The following is a 17519-nucleotide window of genomic DNA, read 5'->3' on the forward strand; positions in this document are numbered from 1 at the left end:
TCGCGGCGGCATACATTAACAGCTTTTGTGCGGTTAGCGGCTATTGACACGCTGCTCAAGTAGTTCACGGTTAGACATCGACACCAATTCGCCATCATCGGTCAGCACCGTCGTCTTGACCGTACCGATTTCCTCGATCTGCCCTTCGACCTCTCCAATCCGCACATGCTGGCCGACCTGATAGAGTTCGCGCACGTAGATCCCGGCCAGAATCTGTCCGGCGATCTCGCGGCTGCCGAGGCCCATCGCCAACGCGATTGCCAGACCAACGGTAATCAGCCCGATGACGATCACGTGGTTGAGCAGGTCGGTTTTCACCTCCAGCTGACTGATGGCCACCGAGATGCTGATGATGATCACCAGGCCTTGGGTGATACGCCCAAGCCCTGCGGAATATTCCAGCCCGATGCCTTCCGCGGCACCGCGCACCAGGCCATTGGCTACTTGCGCCAGCAGCACACCCGCCAGCAGCACCAGCGCCGCGCCAAACACCTTGGGCAGGTACAGCGCGAGCATGTCGAGGGTAGCCGAAACCCGCTCGAGCCCCAGGGATTCGGCGGCGGACACCAGGAAAATCAACAGCACGAACCAGTACACGATCTTGCCGATCAGGGTCGAGATCGGCACCTGGATACCGGTGCGACTGAGCATCTTGGTCAGGCCGGTACCGGCCATCAGACGGTCCAGGCCGAACTTGGCCAGTAGCTTGGACAGCAATGTGTCGAGCAGCTTGGCCACGACGAAACCAAGCAGCACGACGACCAGGGCACCGAACAGGTTCGGGATGAAGTTCGCCACCTTGGTCCAAAGGGCGGTCATCGCAGTGACCAGGCTCTGGGTCCAGAGATCGAGTTCCATATTCAATCGGCCTTATCTGCTTTGCTGCCACCGGCAGCGTTGCGGGTAGAGTTTCTACGAACAGGCGCGACATGCGCCGAGCCATTGTTCACGGCAATCATCAACGCCTGGCTCCAGCGGCCCAGGAGGCTGAACAGATCACCCGCGCCCACCTGACGGTTGGCGGTTTTCAGGACGCGACCCAGGCACGCGGCATCGTCACGGTCCTTACCGGACGGCGACGCCTTGAGCAGGTCACGCAGGGATTCTTCGAACGGATCGTGCATAGGCACCTCACGCAGTGTCAGTCAGAGACGAGGGCGCAGGACGATGGGTCACACTGACTGGCGCTGTGGGTATTTCAAAATGAGTGCGCAGCGGCCGGATCGCCGGCGCCTCGCTGTAGGTGCGATACGCCCCGTGCACGACTAGACCCACCGCAACCGCCGGAACAGCCACCACTGCCCCACCGCCAACCCGAGCACGACGATGCAGGCAAACAGGAAGCCGTAGGGGTTTTCCGCCCCCGGAATACCGCCCACGTTGATACCGAGCAACCCAGTGATGAAGCTCATCGGCAGAAAGATGCAGGTGATGATGCCGAACCGGTACATGGTCCGGTTCATCCGCTCACTGCGGCGTCTGTCCTCGCTTTCGAGTACCAACGCGGCACGTTCGCGGGTCAGTTCGAGCTCTTCCAGGTAGCGGATCAAGCTGTTGTTCAACTCGTTCCAGTAATCGGCGTCGGCGTCGGCGAACCAACTCCACTTGCTGCGCGACAACTGCGCGTAGATGTCTCGCTGCGGGGCGAGAAAACGGCGCAGGGCGGCGGCGCGACGGCGGATTTGCTGCAGGCTGGCCTGTTCGGGCGAGTACCGTTCGTCGGACTCGACCTTTTCTTCTTCGTTGTCGACCCACTCGGAAAGGTCGCTGACCAGCCCCTGAACCTTTTCCGTCAACAGCTCTCCCATCAACAGCAACAGTTCGGACGCCGACTTGGGCCCCCTGCCCTCGGCCAGGTGCTGGAGAATCTCGTCGCTGGCGCGCAAAGGCCGCAAGCGCAGGGAAATCACCCGCTGCGCTTCGGCGAAGATGCGCACGGAAACCATGTCTTCGGGTTCTGCACCTGGGTTGAGGTTGACCCCACGCAGGAACAGCAGCAACTGCTCGCTGGCCAGCGGCAACAACCGCGGACGGGTGTTCTCTTCCAGCAACAGGTCGCAGGCGAACTCGCTCAGGCCACTGTCGTGCAACAGCCAGGTACGTGTCTGCGGATGGCTTCGGTCCCAGTGCAGCCAGAGGCTTTCCTGCGGCTGCAACTGCAGCCCGTCCAGTTCGGTACGGGCGATCGAGCGCGCGCCGCCTTTGCCATCGAGCACCAGGGCATGCACCAGCCCCCACTGCGCGTTGTCTTCCTCTAACATCGACACTCCATCAGCGCGCGCGGCGCATCACTCCGGCATTTTCAGCGGGCTTGGCGAAACGATCACGCCGTTGTTGTCGGCGTACACGTATTCACCTGGGCGGAAGGTCACCCCGGCGAAAGTCACCGGCACGTTGAGATCGCCAATGCCACGCTTGTCGGTCTTCATCGGGTGGCTGGCCAAGGCTTGCACGCCGACATCGGTCTGGATCAGCACGTCCACGTCTCGCACGCAGCCATAGATCACCAGGCCCTCCCAACCGTTCTTGGCGGCTTTCTCGGCCAGCATGTCACCGAGCAGTGCACGGCGCAGCGAACCGCCGCCATCGACCACCAGCACCTTGCCCTTGCCATCGAGCTCGACCTGCTCCTTGACCAGCGAGTTGTCTTCGAAGCACTTGATGGTGACGATCTGGCCGCCGAAGGAATCGCGGCCACCGAAGTTGCTGAACATGGGTTCCAGCACCTGGACCAGGTCCGGGTAGGCGTCGCACAGGTCGGGCGTTACGTAATGCTGCATGGGAAGCTCCTGTCAGTCACAACGAAAGCGGTAGATCACGCAAGGCTACACCGGGGAGGCAGTTGCAGTCATCCGGGACCGATCAGTCAGGTGAATTTCGTCTGCGCGGGCCTTATCGCCGGCAGGCCGGCGCGCCCATGGACTGCCCCACCCCGGGTTTGACGGCGAGGATAGCCCTGACGCCTCAACCGGCGGGCACAGCCTGCGCCACCACTGTGGACTCATGCACCGGCAGCAGCGGCTCTCGCAACCAGCGCTCCACCAGAGGCCACACCTGGGCCTGCGCTGCCTTGCTCACCAGCATGTCGACATGCCCGAAGGCATCGAAGCCTTCCTCGCGCCCCAGGCGCAGGAACTGCTTGCGCTCGCCGCCAAACTGGTCGAACAGCTTGCGACACGCCCATACCGGGTCCTGGAAGTCCCCTGCGCCGGCCACTGCCAGCAGCGGCACATCCACCTCGGCCAACGCCGCCCACCAGTCGCTCTGCTTATCGCCAAAGCGACCGAACAGACCATGCCAGCGCATGCTCTCCAGCGCCAGGCCGATCGGCTCGTCCTCCGGCCCACGCTTGAAACGCGGCCCGGATATCTGTTCCCAGCGCTTGAGCACCAGCTTCGCCCCCCAAGCCAGCGGCGGCACCTTCAATGGCCAGTAGACACGGCTGACCTGGGTACCGAACAGCGCCACGCTGGCCGCCTGTTCGGCCTCGAGAAAACCGCCGCCCAGGGCCGCCACCAGGGTGGTCCCGCCCAACGAATGGCCGATCCAGTGAGGCGTCTGGCCCGACTGCTCGCGCACGAACGCAGCGATCAACGGCAGATCGTGGCGGGCATAGTCGGCGACGCTGTTGTGCTTCCACCTGAGGTTGCGCGGCGACAGCCCATGGCCGCGCATTTCCGGGATCCACACATCGAAACCGGCTCGCGCCAGATAGGCCCCAAGGCCGATGCCCTTGGGCGAATACCAAAAGCGCCGGTTGGAGAAACTGCCATGCAGCAGGATCACCGGCAGGCCTTGGGCCCGATTCTGATCTGCCAGGCCCAGGCGGGTCACGGCCAGCTCGACGCTCGGGTCAGGGCTGTTGCCAGCCTTGATCCGGTATACATCTTCGCTGAGGTCACCGCGGCGCTCGGCACTGAGCAGGGCCACGGGAAAAAGATTGCTGCTGCTTTGCATAAAGTTGCTTGGTGCACAAAAAAGGGCGGGATCCATTGCTGGAACTCGCCCTGGATGAAACCAGGCGGGGACGCGCCAGACGCGCCCCCGCAATTCACTGCATCAGGCCACACCCTGGCCTTCGGCCAGGAAGAACCAGGTCTCGAGTACCGAGTCCGGGTTCAGCGACACGCTTTCGATGCCCTGCTCCATCAGCCATTTTGCCAGGTCCGGGTGGTCCGACGGGCCTTGGCCGCAGATGCCGATGTACTTGCCAGCCTTGTTGCACGCGGCAATGGCGTTGGCCAGCAGCTTCTTCACCGCAGGGTTACGCTCATCGAACAGGTGGGCAATGATGCCCGAATCGCGGTCCAGGCCCAGTGTGAGCTGGGTCAGGTCGTTGGAGCCGATGGAGAAGCCGTCGAAGTACTCGAGGAACTCGTCGGCCAGCAGCGCGTTGGACGGCAGCTCGCACATCATGATCACGCGTAGGCCGTTGTCGCCACGGGCCAGGCCGTTTTCGGCGAGCAGGTCGACCACCTGGCTGGCCTCGCCCAGGGTACGCACGAACGGCACCATGATCTCGACGTTGGTCAGGCCCATCTCGTTGCGCACGCGCTTGAGGGCACGGCATTCGAGCTCGAAGCAGTCACGGAACGACTCGCTGATGTAGCGCGAAGCACCGCGGAAGCCCAGCATCGGGTTTTCTTCTTCCGGCTCGTACAGCTTGCCGCCGATCAGGTTGGCGTACTCGTTGGACTTGAAGTCCGACAGGCGCACGATGACCTTTTTCGGGTAGAAGGCCGCAGCCAGGGTGCTGATACCCTCGACCAGCTTCTCGACGTAGAAGCCGACCGGATCGTTGTAGCCGGCGATGCGCTTGTCGACGCTCTCTTTCAGCTCTGGCGGCAGGCCGGCATAGTTCAGCAACGCCTTGGGGTGCACGCCGATCATGCGGTTGATGATGAATTCCAGGCGCGCCAGGCCAACACCTTCGTTGGGCAGTTGGGCGAAGTCGAAGGCGCGGTCCGGGTTACCGACGTTCATCATGATCTTGAACGGCAGCTCCGGCATGGCGTCGACCGAGTTCTGCTTGACGTCAAAGCCCAGTTCACCTTCGAAGATGAAGCCGGTGTCGCCCTCGGCGCAGGAGACGGTGACGCCCTGGCCATCCTTGAGGATCTGGGTGGCATTGCCGCAACCGACCACAGCCGGAATACCCAGCTCACGGGCGATGATCGCCGCGTGGCAGGTACGGCCACCACGGTTGGTGACGATGGCGCTCGCGCGCTTCATGACCGGTTCCCAGTCCGGGTCGGTCATGTCGGAGACCAATACGTCGCCTGGTTGCACCTTGTCCATTTCGGACACGTCGTTGATAACGCGGACCTTGCCGGCACCGATGCGCTGGCCGATGGCGCGGCCTTCGACCAGAACGGTGCCTTTTTCCTTGAGCAGGTAACGCTCCATGACGTTGGCGCTGGCGCGGCTCTTCACGGTCTCAGGGCGAGCCTGGACGATGTACAGCTTGCCGTCGTCGCCGTCCTTGGCCCACTCGATGTCCATCGGGCGCTGGTAGTGCTGCTCGATGATCATGGCCTGCTTGGCCAACTCGTTGACTTCGTCGTCGCTCAGGCAGAAGCGCGCACGATCGGCGCGGTCGACTTCGACCGTCTTGACCGACCGTCCGGCCTTGGCTTCGTCGCCATAGACCATCTTGATCGCCTTGCTGCCCAGGTTGCGGCGCAGGATCGCCGGGCGGCCAGCCTGCAGCGTCTGTTTGTGGACGTAGAATTCGTCCGGGTTCACCGCACCTTGCACCACGGTTTCACCCAGGCCATAGGCGCCGGTGATGAACACCACGTCGCGGAAGCCCGACTCGGTGTCGAGGGTGAACATCACACCGGCGGTGCCGGTTTCCGAACGGACCATACGCTGCACGCCAGCGGACAGGGCCACCAGCTTATGGTCGAAGCCTTGGTGCACGCGGTAGGCGATGGCGCGGTCATTGAACAGCGAGGCGAACACTTCCTTTGCCGCGCGGATCACGTTGTCGACGCCACGGATGTTCAGGAAGGTCTCCTGCTGGCCGGCGAAGGAGGCATCCGGCAAGTCTTCGGCGGTGGCCGAGGAACGCACGGCCACGGCCATGTTGTCGTTGCCCTTGGACATTTCGGCGAAGGCAGTTCGGATTTCCGAATCCAGGCGAGCCGGGAACTCGGCCTCCATCACCCACTGGCGGATCTGTGCGCCGGTCTTGGCCAAGGCGTTGACGTCGTCCACGTCCAACGCATCAAGCGCGGCATGGATGCGGTCGTTCAGGCCACTCTGCTCGAGAAAATCGCGGTACGCCTGAGCCGTAGTGGCAAAGCCGCCCGGCACCGAAACGCCGGCACCTGCGAGGTTACTGATCATCTCGCCCAGGGATGCGTTCTTGCCCCCCACATGCTCCACATCATGGACGCCGAGCTTATCGAGGGAAACTACGTACTCTACCAAGGTGATCTCTCCACTAACTGTATTGGAAAAGCTCAAGGGCGCCCGCCTGCCTGTTCTGACTTGGCCGGACGCTTGTGGCCTGTACCTGGAAAATAAGTGAGAATGCCGACAGCCGCATTCGGCAAACCGAACTTATCATATCCAAGAAACGTCATCAGCTTAAGGCCCAGGATGCAAATGAAAAGAACCGCGTTCTTCATCTCCGATGGCACCGGCATCACCGCCGAGACCCTGGGCCAAAGCCTGCTCGCTCAATTCGATAGCATTCCGTTCAACAAATTCACTCGCCCGTACATCGATACGCCTGACAAAGCGCGGACCATGGTCCAGCAAATCAATGCCGCGGCGGAGCGGGACGGCATGCGCCCGATCATCTTCGACACCATCGTCAACCAGGACATCCGCGAGATCCTGGCCACGTCGAATGGCTTCATGATCGACATCTTTTCGACGTTTTTATCCCCGCTCGAGCAGGAATTGACTGCCCATTCGTCGTATTCCGTCGGTAAATCCCACTCAATCGGTGGCAACTCCAACTACATGGAGCGCATCGAAGCGGTCAATTTCGCTTTGGACAACGACGACGGCGCCCGTACCCACTACTACGACAAGGCCGACTTGATCCTGGTGGGCGTATCGCGGTGCGGCAAGACGCCCACCTGCCTGTACATGGCCATGCAATTCGGTATCCGCGCCGCCAACTATCCGCTGACCGAGGACGACATGGAGCGCCTGCAGCTGCCCGCGGTGCTGAAAAAGCACCAGCACAAGCTGTTCGGGCTGACCATCGACCCCGACCGCCTGACTGCCATCCGCCACGAGCGCAAGCCCAACAGCCGCTATTCGAGCTTTGCCCAGTGCGAGTTCGAAGTGAGAGAGGTGGAAAACCTGTTCCGGCGCGAGAACATTCCCAACATCAACTCCACGCATTTTTCGGTGGAGGAGATTTCGGCGAAGATCCTGGTGGAGAAAGGGGTGGAGCGGCGGTTCAAGTAGCCAGAGGGTGGGCTGCAAGGGGTTAGTCTTAGGCGATTTTTTCCCTGTAAGATCGGGCGCCGCCCGCGCGGCGCATCGCGAGCGAGGCTCGCTCCTACGGGATTTGCGTGCGTCTGGGGCAGGCGTTACTGGCCGGAAAAAACGAGGGGCGAGCCCTGCTCGCGATGCGTCGCGTGGGCGGCGCTCGATTTGCGTACCACCACAAAACTCCCGCCAAGCCTCATAAAAAAGCCCCGGCATCACTGCCGGGGCTTTCTCATTTCAGCTTGATGATCAGGACGGCACCACCGTCGCCTGCCCACTCATCGCCAAGTCGACCAGCTCGCGGTTGGCCACCGCGTACATCGCATAGTCAGTACCCGGTGCGTTGCGCAAGTCGTCTAGCATGGCGCGCCAGCGCTCGACCATCACCCGGTGCTGCTCGGCCCACAGCGCCACGCGGGCATCCATGTCCTGCGGCGCATCCGCCATCTGCAGCACGGAAATGGTGATCGCGCGCTGCTGCAGGTCGATGTCGTCGCGGAACGACTCGCGGGCCAGTGCCTGCCAGTTGTTCTCCACCGTCAGGTTGCTGACCTCCTGCAGGTACCAGGTCAGGTCGAAGGCACTGCCCACAGCGAAGAACGCCTTGGCCACCTGGGCCGGATCATGCCCGGTCACGTCAGCCGCCTCGATGATCGGCAACAGCGTGTACAGGTGGCTGGTACCCGCCACCATGCGCGCCAACAGCTCCGGCACACCAGCATCGACGAAGCCCTGGTAACGAACCATCCAACGCTCACGGGTCGGGCCTTCGAGCAACTCGTCGAGCTTCAGGCCCAGTTGGGCGATTTTCGGCCCGAAGTGCGCGGTGTCACGCCCGGCATCCTGCTCGTTGCGACGGCTACGCAGGAACCAGCGGGTGGCCCGGCGGCCCAGGCGCATCAGCTCGTCCATCAGGGTCAGTTGGACCTCTGCCGGCACCTGGTAATCCAGCGCCTCGATCTGGCGGAACCAATGCGGCAGGTGGAAGATGTCGCGCACGATCACATAAGCCCCGGCCACGTTGGCCGGGCTCATGCCGGTCGACTCCTTCAGGCGCTGGACGAAGGTGATCCCCATGTTGTTGACCAGATCGTTGGCGATCTGGGTGCTGACGATCTCACGTTTCAGACGATGACGACGCATGGCGTCGGCGAACTTGCTGACCAGCGACGGCGGGAACGCGGTTTCCATGTCACGGGTCAGGTAGTCGTCGTCCGGCACCAGCGACTTGAGCAGTTGCTCCTTGAGGTCGATCTTGCTGTACGAAATCAGCACCGACAGCTCGGCACGGGTCAGGCCCTGGCCTGCGGCCAGGCGCTCGGCCAACTGCTCCTCGGACGGCAGGAACTCGATGGCCCGATCCAGCTTGCCCCGGCCCTCCAGGTCAGCCATCAGGCGCTTGTACTCGGCGATCCGCTCGCGGGCACGACGGGCCGCCAGCGACAGCGCCTGGGTCTGCTTGTAGTTGTTGCCCAGCACCAGGCTGGCCACCTCGTCGGTCATGCTGCCGAGCAGCTGGTTGCGCTGCTTCTCGGTCATGTCGCCACCCTGCACCACTTCGTTGAGCAGGATCTTGATGTTGACCTCATGGTCGGAGCAGTCCACACCACCGGCGTTGTCGATGAAGTCGGTGTTGGTAGCGCCACCGTGCAGGCCGAACTCGACCCGACCCAGCTGGGTCATGCCCAGGTTGCCGCCCTCACCCACTACCTTGCAGCGAAGCTCGTTGCCATTGACGCGCAGGGCGTCGTTGGCCTTGTCGCCGACATCAGCGTGGCTTTCGCTGCTGGCTTTGACGTAGGTGCCGATACCGCCGTTCCACAGCAGGTCGACCGGCGCCTTGAGCAGCGCGTTGAGCAGCTCGGTCGGGGTCAGGCGATCAGCCTCGATGGCGAAGCGCTCTTTCATCTGCGGGCTGATGGCAATGCTCTTGGCACTGCGCGGGAAAATCCCGCCGCCTTCGGACATGATGCTGGTGTCGTAGTCGCTCCAGGCCGAACGTGGCAGATCGAAAAGGCGCTGACGTTCGGCGAAGCTGGTGGCCGGATCCGGATTCGGGTCGATGAAGATGTGCAGGTGGTTGAACGCCGCCACCAGTTGCAGCTTGTCGGACATCAGCAGGCCGTTACCGAATACGTCACCGGCCATGTCGCCGATGCCGATCACAGTGATCGGGTCTTCCTGCACGTTGATCCCACGCTCGCGGAAGTGGCGCTGAACACCCACCCAGGCACCGCGGGCGGTGATGCCCATCTTCTTGTGGTCGTAGCCAGCCGAACCACCCGAGGCGAAGGCATCGCCCAACCAGAAGCCGTAGTCGATGGCGATGCCGTTGGCGATATCGGAGAAGGTCGCTGTGCCTTTGTCCGCCGCTACCACCAGGTACGGATCGTCATCGTCGTGACGCACCACGTTGGCTGGCGGCACCACGCCGCCCTCCTTGAGGTTGTCGGTGATGTCGAGCAGTCCACTGATGAAGATGCGGTAGCACGCTACGCCCTCGGCGGCGATCTCGTCACGGGTGCCACCCAATGGCAGACGACGCGGCAGGAAGCCACCCTTGGCCCCGACCGGCACGATCACCGAGTTCTTCACTTGCTGGGCTTTCACCAGGCCCAGCACCTCGGTGCGGAAGTCTTCCTCGCGGTCCGACCAACGCAAGCCGCCACGGGCGACGTTGCCAAAGCGCAGGTGCACACCTTCGACCCGCGGCGAATAGACGAAGATCTCGAACTTCGGCACCGGCTTGGGCAGTTCGGGAATCAGCTTGGGGTTGAACTTGAAGCTGAAGTACGACTTGTTGTGCCCATGGGCGTCCGGTTGGTAGAAGTTGGTGCGCAACGTGGCCTTGATCAGGTCCAGGTAGCGACGCAGGATACGGTCCTCGTTGAGCACCTGAACGTCGTCCAAGGCGCTGAGAATCGCCTGCTCCAGGCGCTGCTGCTTGTCGTCCAGGTCGTCCTGGGTGAGTTTGCGCGCCAGGTAGAAACGGGTCTTGAACAACCGGGTCAGCTCACGGGCGATGTCGGTGTGGTTGTTCAGGGTGCTGGCGATGTAGCCCAGGTCGAAGCCCAGGCGAATCTGCTTGAGGTAACGCGCATACGCGCGCAGCAGTGCCACATCGCGCCACGGCAGGCCGGCGGTCAGGACCAGGCGGTTGAAGGCGTCGTTCTCGGCATCGCCTTTGACGATGTGGACGAAGGCATCCTGCAAGATGTCGTTGAGCTGCTGGATATCCAGGCTCAGGCCCTCGCTGTAGGTGAAGGCGAAATCGTGAATCCAGTATTCGCGGCCGCTGGCATGACGCAAGCGGTACGGGAACTCACCCAGCACGCGCAGGCCAAGGTTCTCCAGGATCGGCAGCACATCGGACAGTGCCAGTGGCGTATCGGCGTGGTACAGCTTGCAATGCAGCAGGCGCTCGCCAAGACGGGTCAGCGGCTGGTAGAAACTCATGGCCAGCGGCTTGTTTTCAGACAGTGCCAGCACGTGCTGAAGGTCGACCACCGCCGAGTGCGCAGGGAAGCGCTCACGGTAGCCGGCCGGGAAGCCTTTGGGGAAGTCGGCAAGAATGTTGGTGCCCTGGGCCTCGCCGAAGTTCTCGATCACCAGTGCCGAGTAGTCGTCCTGCCACGAGCGGCAGGCCTGGATCACTTCGTTTTCCAGCTGCTGCGGGTCGATGTCGATGCGGTTCTTCGGGTCGACCCGCAAGATCAGCTGCACACGCGCCAGCACCGACTCGGAGAAGAAGGTCCAGAACTCGCAGTCGCTGGCCTTCAGGCGCTCCATCAGCACCTGCTGGATCTTCTGGCGCACCTCGGTGGAGTAGATCTCACGCGGTACGTAGGCCAGGCAGTAGCAGAAGCGGCCGTAGGGGTCCTTGCGCAGGAATACGCGAATCTTGTTGCGCTCCTGGATCTGCACGATCGACATCACGGTGCTGAACAGCTCGTCGACCGGGGTCTGGAACAGGTCGTCGCGTGGCAACACCTCTAGCACCTGGGCCAGTTCCTTGCCCAGGTGAGCCTTGGGATCGAAGCCAGAACGGCGCTCGACTTCATTGACCTTGACGCGGATGTACGGGATGGCATGCACACTCTCGCCATAGACCGACGAGGTGTACAGGCCCATGAAGCGGTGTTCCTTGATGACCTTGCCAGCGGCATCGAGCTGGCGAATCGACACGTAGTCCGGATAAGCCGGGCGATGCACGCGGCTGGGCAGCGCAGCCTTGGCGAAGGACAGCAGCAGCGGCTCGTTGAGGTAGGCCACGGCGTAATCTTCGATGCGCAGTTCTTCGGCGCTCAGCCCCACGCGCAGGCGCCGTGGCAGGCCGAGGAATGACTGCTCGTCGTACACCATCTGGCCGCCGGCGTTGTCGTCCCGGACCGTGAATTCTTCGTAGCCCAAGAAAGTGAAATGGTTGTCCAACAACCATTCGAGGAACGCCTTGACCTCGGCCTTCTCATGCTGCACCGGTGCAAACGGCGTCTGCTCCACCAAAGCGACCACTTCGCGCAGCTTGGCCTTCATCGGCTCGAAATCGGCAACTGCCACCCGCACTTCGGCCAAGACCTGCTCGATTTCACGGGTCAGCACCGTCAGTTCGGCGGCATTGGCGCAGCGGTCGATCTCCAGGTACATCAGCGATTCATGACGCACGCCCTCACCCTGGGTGCCCTTGGGCAGCAGTTCGAGCAGTTCGCCCTTGGCGCCACGACGCACGCTCAGCACCGTGGTCTGCAGGGTGTGGATGCTGTAGCCGCGGCGGTTCAGCTCGGTGCGTACCGAATCGACCAAAAATGGCAAGTCGTGGTGCAGCACCTCGACCACCGTGTGGGTCGATTGCCAGCCATTGCGCTCATAATCCGGGTTGTAGACCCGCACTTGCGGTTGTGCAGGGTCGAAGCGCTCGATGATGCGCCAGGCAGACAGCGTGCAGCCGGCCAGGTCGGACAGCCTGCGCTGGGTGAGTTCGTCCAGAGAGATGATGCCGAAGAACTGCTCGGCGAACAGCGCCACTTGTGGCAGGGACTGTTCGCTGATGTGCTGCGCCAGGGCCGCCTGCAGTTGGTGCTGGAAGTCGGCTTTGCTGGCTGCGGTGAAGAACGCCATCTGTGGTACTCCGCTTGGGCTTTGTAATAGTTGAAGCGTCGCATGCGTGCGCCTTGGTACGGATCAACGATAGCCAAACCGTGGCAAGGCGGACGGTAAAACCAGGCGTTGAACGTGTAGGCCACGTTCATAGGCTCGGCGCAGCTTAACGACTGAGTGGTCACTACGGCTTGCAGCGCTGCGACAATTTCGGTCAAGGGGGGGTAACTTTACGTTTATGGATGCGTGCAAGGCTGTCAGAATTCCCCCTCATTTCCTTTGATCCGAGCCGCCCATGCAAATCAAAACCGCCCTGCTCTTCGCCACGCCCTGCGATGAAGAAGAAGACGACATGGCGACCCTGTGCTGCCACAGCGACAAGGGACAGATGTTCCTGCTGACCCGCTACCCGGACGAGGACACGGTCGACCTGACCCTGGACGACGAACCCTCGACCCTGGATGGCTTGAAAGTGACCTTGAGTGCCCAGCGCTTGTTGATCGAAGTGGCTGCCAGTGACCGGGATGCGCTGAAAGGCGATGAGTCGCTGGAGATTGTGTTGACGTCGCAAGGAACTGACCTGGAAGAGGTGGCGCTGACGTTGCGCAATATCCTCGAGGGTACCGGTACCTTCGTTAGCGAGCTTTGAGGGCGCACAGGACCGGCCTCGATCGTCGGCGAACATCCGGCGCTGGTACGCGCACCTCCCCTGTTTCTGGCTAACGATCTGGAACAAACTCAGTTCAGGTACCACCGAACTGAAGAACGCGCTGTTCGAACGCGGTGACCTGGAACAATGCCGCACGTACTGCTCGTCCCTGGAAGCCAAGGACCTGCTGCCCTGTTCTGCAACGCCCCTTCGCAGGCTGCGACCTCGGCCATCCCCAGGCCAGACGATTGCCGAGAAGCCCCTCAAGACCCGCTGAACCTTGCTGTCCACGCAACTCCATTTGCGTGGACTGTCTGCCCTCATTGCACGGGGTTGGAGTGCATGACTCGACCTGCTTCAGCGGGTCTGTCGATGTAGAGCTGATCCAGTGTGCTGTTGCATAGCCCCTTGAGTGCATTCCAGTTTGCCGAGGTGTGGATGTATTTCTCTCGCAACTGGGCAGTTTCCTCCTGCGTCAACCCCGGGTCTGCGCTGTGCCCGAGAGCGAAGTCATGCAATTTGCGGCTGATGGTATGCAGATCGTCCGGCAGTTGATGGGCTGGGTCATTGCCCAGGTTGGCAAAAGGCACCCCGCCGCGCACGGCCAGTTCCCGCATGACGCTCAGGTAGATGCGGGACAACTGTCCCTTCACCTCCCGCTGCCACTGCACGGCGGCATATACCTGTTTTTCCGGATCATCGCGGCGGCTCCGGCTTCCGGCGATGGGTGCTTCCCAGGTCAACAGCTGTGGCTTTGGCGCGGGCAAATCCTTGTACGCCTGCTCCAGCAAGGCGCGGGTGATTGCATACGCGCGAGTCCGTTCGGCAGGCGTGGTCAGTGCGACGCGGCTGGCGTTGGGTTTGCACAGGAGGACGCTTTCCTGCTGTGCCTGGGGATAGCCGCCACCGATGTTTGAATGGACGCCGGGCATGTGGATGTCGTGGTCGGTGCGCACCAACGGGAAGTTGTGTCGGCGCTCGTCGCTGGCGACCAGTTGCACCACATGCCGCGCACAACCCTGGGCCAAGCCCAGGCGTAGCTTGCCGAATCGGGCGGTGCCCTGGGTGAGGCGATTGTGCAGTGGGGCGGTGATGGCGGCGACGGTGTCGAACAGGCCGATGAAGTTGACGCTGGTCTTGAGGTGTGGATATTGCGAGCAGATGGGTGTGTCGTCGTGTAGCCGGTTGAGCAAGTGGCGAGCGGCGGCGGCGCCCCGACTGAAGCCAAACAGGTCGAACTCGATATGGTGGGGGTGGGGGTGGGTGTGCAAGCAGTCGATCAGGTGGTGGTCGACCATGGCCAAGGCTTGCTGGACTCTGGCTTCGACACCTGTCTGACCGCGTCCGGTGGCTTGGGCGAAGGTCGAGTCCTGGCTGGCTTCGGTGGTGCCTATGCCTTCGATGTAGAGTTTCATGAAGTGCTTATTTGGCGTGGCCTGCGGTTGGCCGGTGGGGTATAGCGTGTGTAACAGGGCGATGTTGGTTGGGGCGTTGGCGTAACTGCCGGTGGTGTATTTTTGTGTGGGGGAGTCGGGGGTAACGGCGTTGCGGGCGTTGTTGCCGGTGCCGTCGAAGAAGATCCCTATGCGCAGGACATAAGGTTTGGTGCTGGTGAACACGGGGAATTTTTTACTCAACTCATCCATCTGGCTGAACTCCGGTTGGCTTGGTGAGTTCAGCAAGCAACAGCTTAACCTCGGTGCCTACCCGCACATTCAACATCTGAGTACAGAAATTTCCCTTCTCCGCCTGGAACTTGATTTCGCTTCTAGTGGGCGGTGGTTCAGTCGCCCTCTATTGCGAATTCAGGGGGCTTAGCACTGTGGCTGGACGATAGCCGCTAGATTTCGTAGTTACTTTTTTCGGGCGTTTTTAAGGAGTGGGGGCAGAGGTGATGAGGCGAACTTAGGGGTGGCATTCAAATCGCGTGAATATCCATTCGCCATGGAGGCGCTCATTCACCTTTTCGCCTTTACGGCGACCTACTTTTGCTCTTGGGCAAAAGTAGGCAAAAACCGCTGGCTCCTATCATCCGGCCCCTACGCTTCGCTTCGGGGTTCCCTCGCTACGGGCTTGCTCCCGGGAGGACCGCGCTGAACGGCCCCTCCTGGGCCGCAGCGCTTGACGGGCATCCATGCCCGTCACCTCCCTCCGCAAGCCCTACGCTCGGCCTACTGACGTCGCAATTTGCAGCGTCTGGGATATCGCGCATTAAAAGCAAAAGCGAAGCATCAAATACCAACTCCGAACAAAAACAATAACAATAACAATAACAACTAAATCAGCCGCACATTAACTATTAAAATTACAAAATGCGAGGCGAACTTTCTTTTGCTTCGCTTTGCTCTTGCTTCTAGCGCGCGGTAGTTCAGACGCCACCTAATGCGACTTCAGGAGGCCGAGCGCAGGGCTTGCGCAGGGAGGTGACGGGCATGGATGCCCGTCAAGCGCTGCGGCCCAGGAGGGGCCGTTCAGCGCGGTCCTCCCGGAGCAAGCCCGGAGCGAGGGAACCCCGGAGCGCAGCGTAGGGGCCGGATGATAGGAGCCAGACTTTTTTGGTTACTTTTTGGGGCGTCTGCCAAAAAGTGACCCGCTGTAAGAGCGGAAAGGTGATTGAGCGTCGCCTTGGCAAATGGATATGCTCACGCATCCAGAAACCAAAACCTCAAACTTCAAAGCACAGATTTAAGGGCGGCATTCAGATAGCGTGAATATCCATTCGCCATGGAGGCGCTCATTCACCTTTTCGCCTTTACGGCGACCTACTTTTGCTCTTGGGCAAAAGTAGGCAAAAACCGCTGGCTCCTATCATCCGGCCCCTACGCTTCGCTCCGGGGTTCCCTCGCTACGGGCTTGCTCCCGGGAGGACCGCGCTGAACGGCCCATCCTGGGCCGCAGCGCTTGACGGGCATCCATGCCCGTCACCTCCCTCCGCAAGCCCTACGCTCGGCCTACTGACGTCGCAATTTGCAGCGTCTGGGATATCGCGCATGAAAAGCAAAAGCGGCGCATGAAATACCAAATCCGAACAACAACAACAACAACAACAACAACAACAACAACAACAGCTAAACCAGCCGCACATTCAACATTAAAACTATAAATTCGAGGCGGACTTTCTTTTTCTTCGCTTTGCTCTTGCTTCTAGCGCGCGGTAGTTCAGGCGCCACCTCATGCGACTTCAGGAGGCCGAGCGCAGGGCTTGCGCAGGGAGGTGACGGGCATGGATGCCCGTCAAGCGCTGCGGCCCAGGAGGGGCCGTTCAGCGCGGTCCTCCCGGAGCAAGCCCGGAGCGAGGGAACCCCGGAGCGCAGCGCAGGGGCCGGATGATGGGAGCCAGACTTTTTTGGTTACTTTTTGGGGCGTCTGCCAAAAAGTGACCCGCTGTAAGAGCGGAAAGGTGATTGAGCGTCGCCTTGGCAAATGGATATGCTCATAAATCTAAATACCAAAACCTCAAACTTCAAACTTCAAAGCGAATACTTGGCGCTGGCATTCAAATCGCGTGAATATCCATTCGCCATGGAGGCGCTCATTCACCTTTTCGCCTTTACGGCGACCTACTTTTGCTCTTGGGCAAAAGTAGGCAAAAACCGCTGGCTCCTATCATCCGGCCCCTGCGCTGCGCTTCGGGGTTCCCTCGCTACGGGCTTGCTCCCGGGAGGACCGCGCTGAACGGCCCCTCCTGGGCCGCAGCGCTTGACGGGCATCCATGCCCGTCACCTCCCTCCGCAAGCCCTACGCTCGGCCTACTGACGTCGCAATTTGCAGCGTCTGGGATATCGCGCATTAAAAGCAAAAGCGGAGCATGAAATACCAAATCCGAACAACAACAACAACAACAACAACAACAACAACTGAACCAGCCGCACATTCAATATTAAAACCATAAATGCGAGGCAAATTTTCTTTTGCTTCGCTTTGCTCTTGCTTCTAGCTCGCAGTAGTTCAGGCGCCACCTCATGCGACTTCAGGAGGCCGAGCGCAGGGCTTGCGCAGGGAGGTGACGGGCATGGATGCCCGTCAAGCGCTGCGGCCCAGGAAGGGCCGTTCAGCGCGGTCCTCCCGGAGCAAGCCCGGAGCGAGGGAACCCCGGAGCGCAGCGCAGGGGCCGGATGATAGGAGCCAGACTTTTTTGGTTACTTTTTGGGGCGTCTGCCAAAAAGTGACCCGCTGTAAGAGCGGAAAGGTGATTGAGCGTCACCTTGGCAAATGGATATGCTCACGCATCCAGAAACCAAAACTTCAAACTTCAAAGCACAGATTTAAGGGCGGCATTCAACTAACGTGATCACTCACCTTTTCGCCCCACTCCTATATA

10 protein-coding genes are annotated in these 17519 nt (G+C 61.1%); 2 read left to right on the forward strand and 8 right to left on the reverse strand.

Annotated features, from left to right (window positions below; translation table 11 throughout):
• Positions 1-33 precede the first annotated feature (33 nt).
• From C4Q26_RS03865 to ppsA, 6 genes are all read right to left on the reverse strand, one after another.
• Positions 34-858 (reverse strand): mechanosensitive ion channel domain-containing protein, encoded by an 825-nt coding sequence (locus tag C4Q26_RS03865; protein ID WP_023379522.1) that lies wholly within the window; start codon positions 856-858, stop codon positions 34-36.
• 2 nt (positions 859-860) lie between these two features.
• A complete protein-coding gene (locus tag C4Q26_RS03870; protein ID WP_023379521.1) occupies positions 861-1124 on the reverse strand; it encodes a hypothetical protein in 264 nt (87 codons plus the stop codon).
• Positions 1125-1265: 141 nt separating this feature from the next.
• A complete protein-coding gene (locus C4Q26_RS03875) occupies positions 1266-2261 on the reverse strand; it encodes a CorA family divalent cation transporter (RefSeq protein WP_023379520.1) in 996 nt (331 codons plus the stop codon).
• A gap of 27 nt (positions 2262-2288) precedes the next feature.
• Positions 2289-2780 (reverse strand): ribonuclease E activity regulator RraA, encoded by a 492-nt coding sequence (gene rraA, locus C4Q26_RS03880; protein WP_023379519.1) that lies wholly within the window; start codon positions 2778-2780, stop codon positions 2289-2291.
• A gap of 184 nt (positions 2781-2964) precedes the next feature.
• Entirely contained in the window at positions 2965-3957 is a 993-nt protein-coding gene (locus C4Q26_RS03885) for an alpha/beta fold hydrolase (protein WP_023379518.1), read from the reverse strand.
• Positions 3958-4059: 102 nt separating this feature from the next.
• Complete coding sequence (ppsA, locus tag C4Q26_RS03890) at positions 4060-6435, reverse strand: phosphoenolpyruvate synthase (RefSeq protein WP_023379517.1); 2376 nt, start codon at positions 6433-6435, stop codon at positions 4060-4062.
• Between the two features lie 171 nt (positions 6436-6606).
• Between ppsA and C4Q26_RS03895 the strand changes: the two genes are divergently transcribed.
• Positions 6607-7431, forward strand: a complete 825-nt coding sequence (locus C4Q26_RS03895) for a pyruvate, water dikinase regulatory protein (RefSeq protein ID WP_177325243.1) — start codon at positions 6607-6609, stop codon at positions 7429-7431.
• A gap of 273 nt (positions 7432-7704) precedes the next feature.
• Here C4Q26_RS03895 and C4Q26_RS03900 read toward each other — a convergent pair whose 3' ends face one another.
• The gene (locus tag C4Q26_RS03900; RefSeq protein WP_104882009.1) at positions 7705-12570 is read right to left on the reverse strand and encodes an NAD-glutamate dehydrogenase; all 4866 of its coding nucleotides are present in this window, start codon (positions 12568-12570) and stop codon (positions 7705-7707) included.
• 274 nt (positions 12571-12844) lie between these two features.
• On the opposite strand from C4Q26_RS03900, the gene C4Q26_RS03905 reads away from it, so the two are divergent.
• A complete protein-coding gene (locus tag C4Q26_RS03905) occupies positions 12845-13198 on the forward strand; it encodes a hypothetical protein (RefSeq protein WP_023379514.1) in 354 nt (117 codons plus the stop codon).
• A gap of 320 nt (positions 13199-13518) precedes the next feature.
• Here C4Q26_RS03905 and C4Q26_RS03915 read toward each other — a convergent pair whose 3' ends face one another.
• Positions 13519-14844 carry a DUF2235 domain-containing protein gene (locus C4Q26_RS03915; protein ID WP_104882794.1) on the reverse strand — a complete coding sequence of 442 codons (1326 nt, stop codon included), beginning with the start codon at positions 14842-14844 and terminating at the stop codon, positions 13519-13521.
• Between the last annotated feature and the right edge of the window lie 2675 nt (positions 14845-17519).

The sequence above is a fragment of the Pseudomonas sp. SWI44 genome, assembly GCF_002947915.1.
Classification (GTDB): domain Bacteria; phylum Pseudomonadota; class Gammaproteobacteria; order Pseudomonadales; family Pseudomonadaceae; genus Aquipseudomonas; species Aquipseudomonas taiwanensis.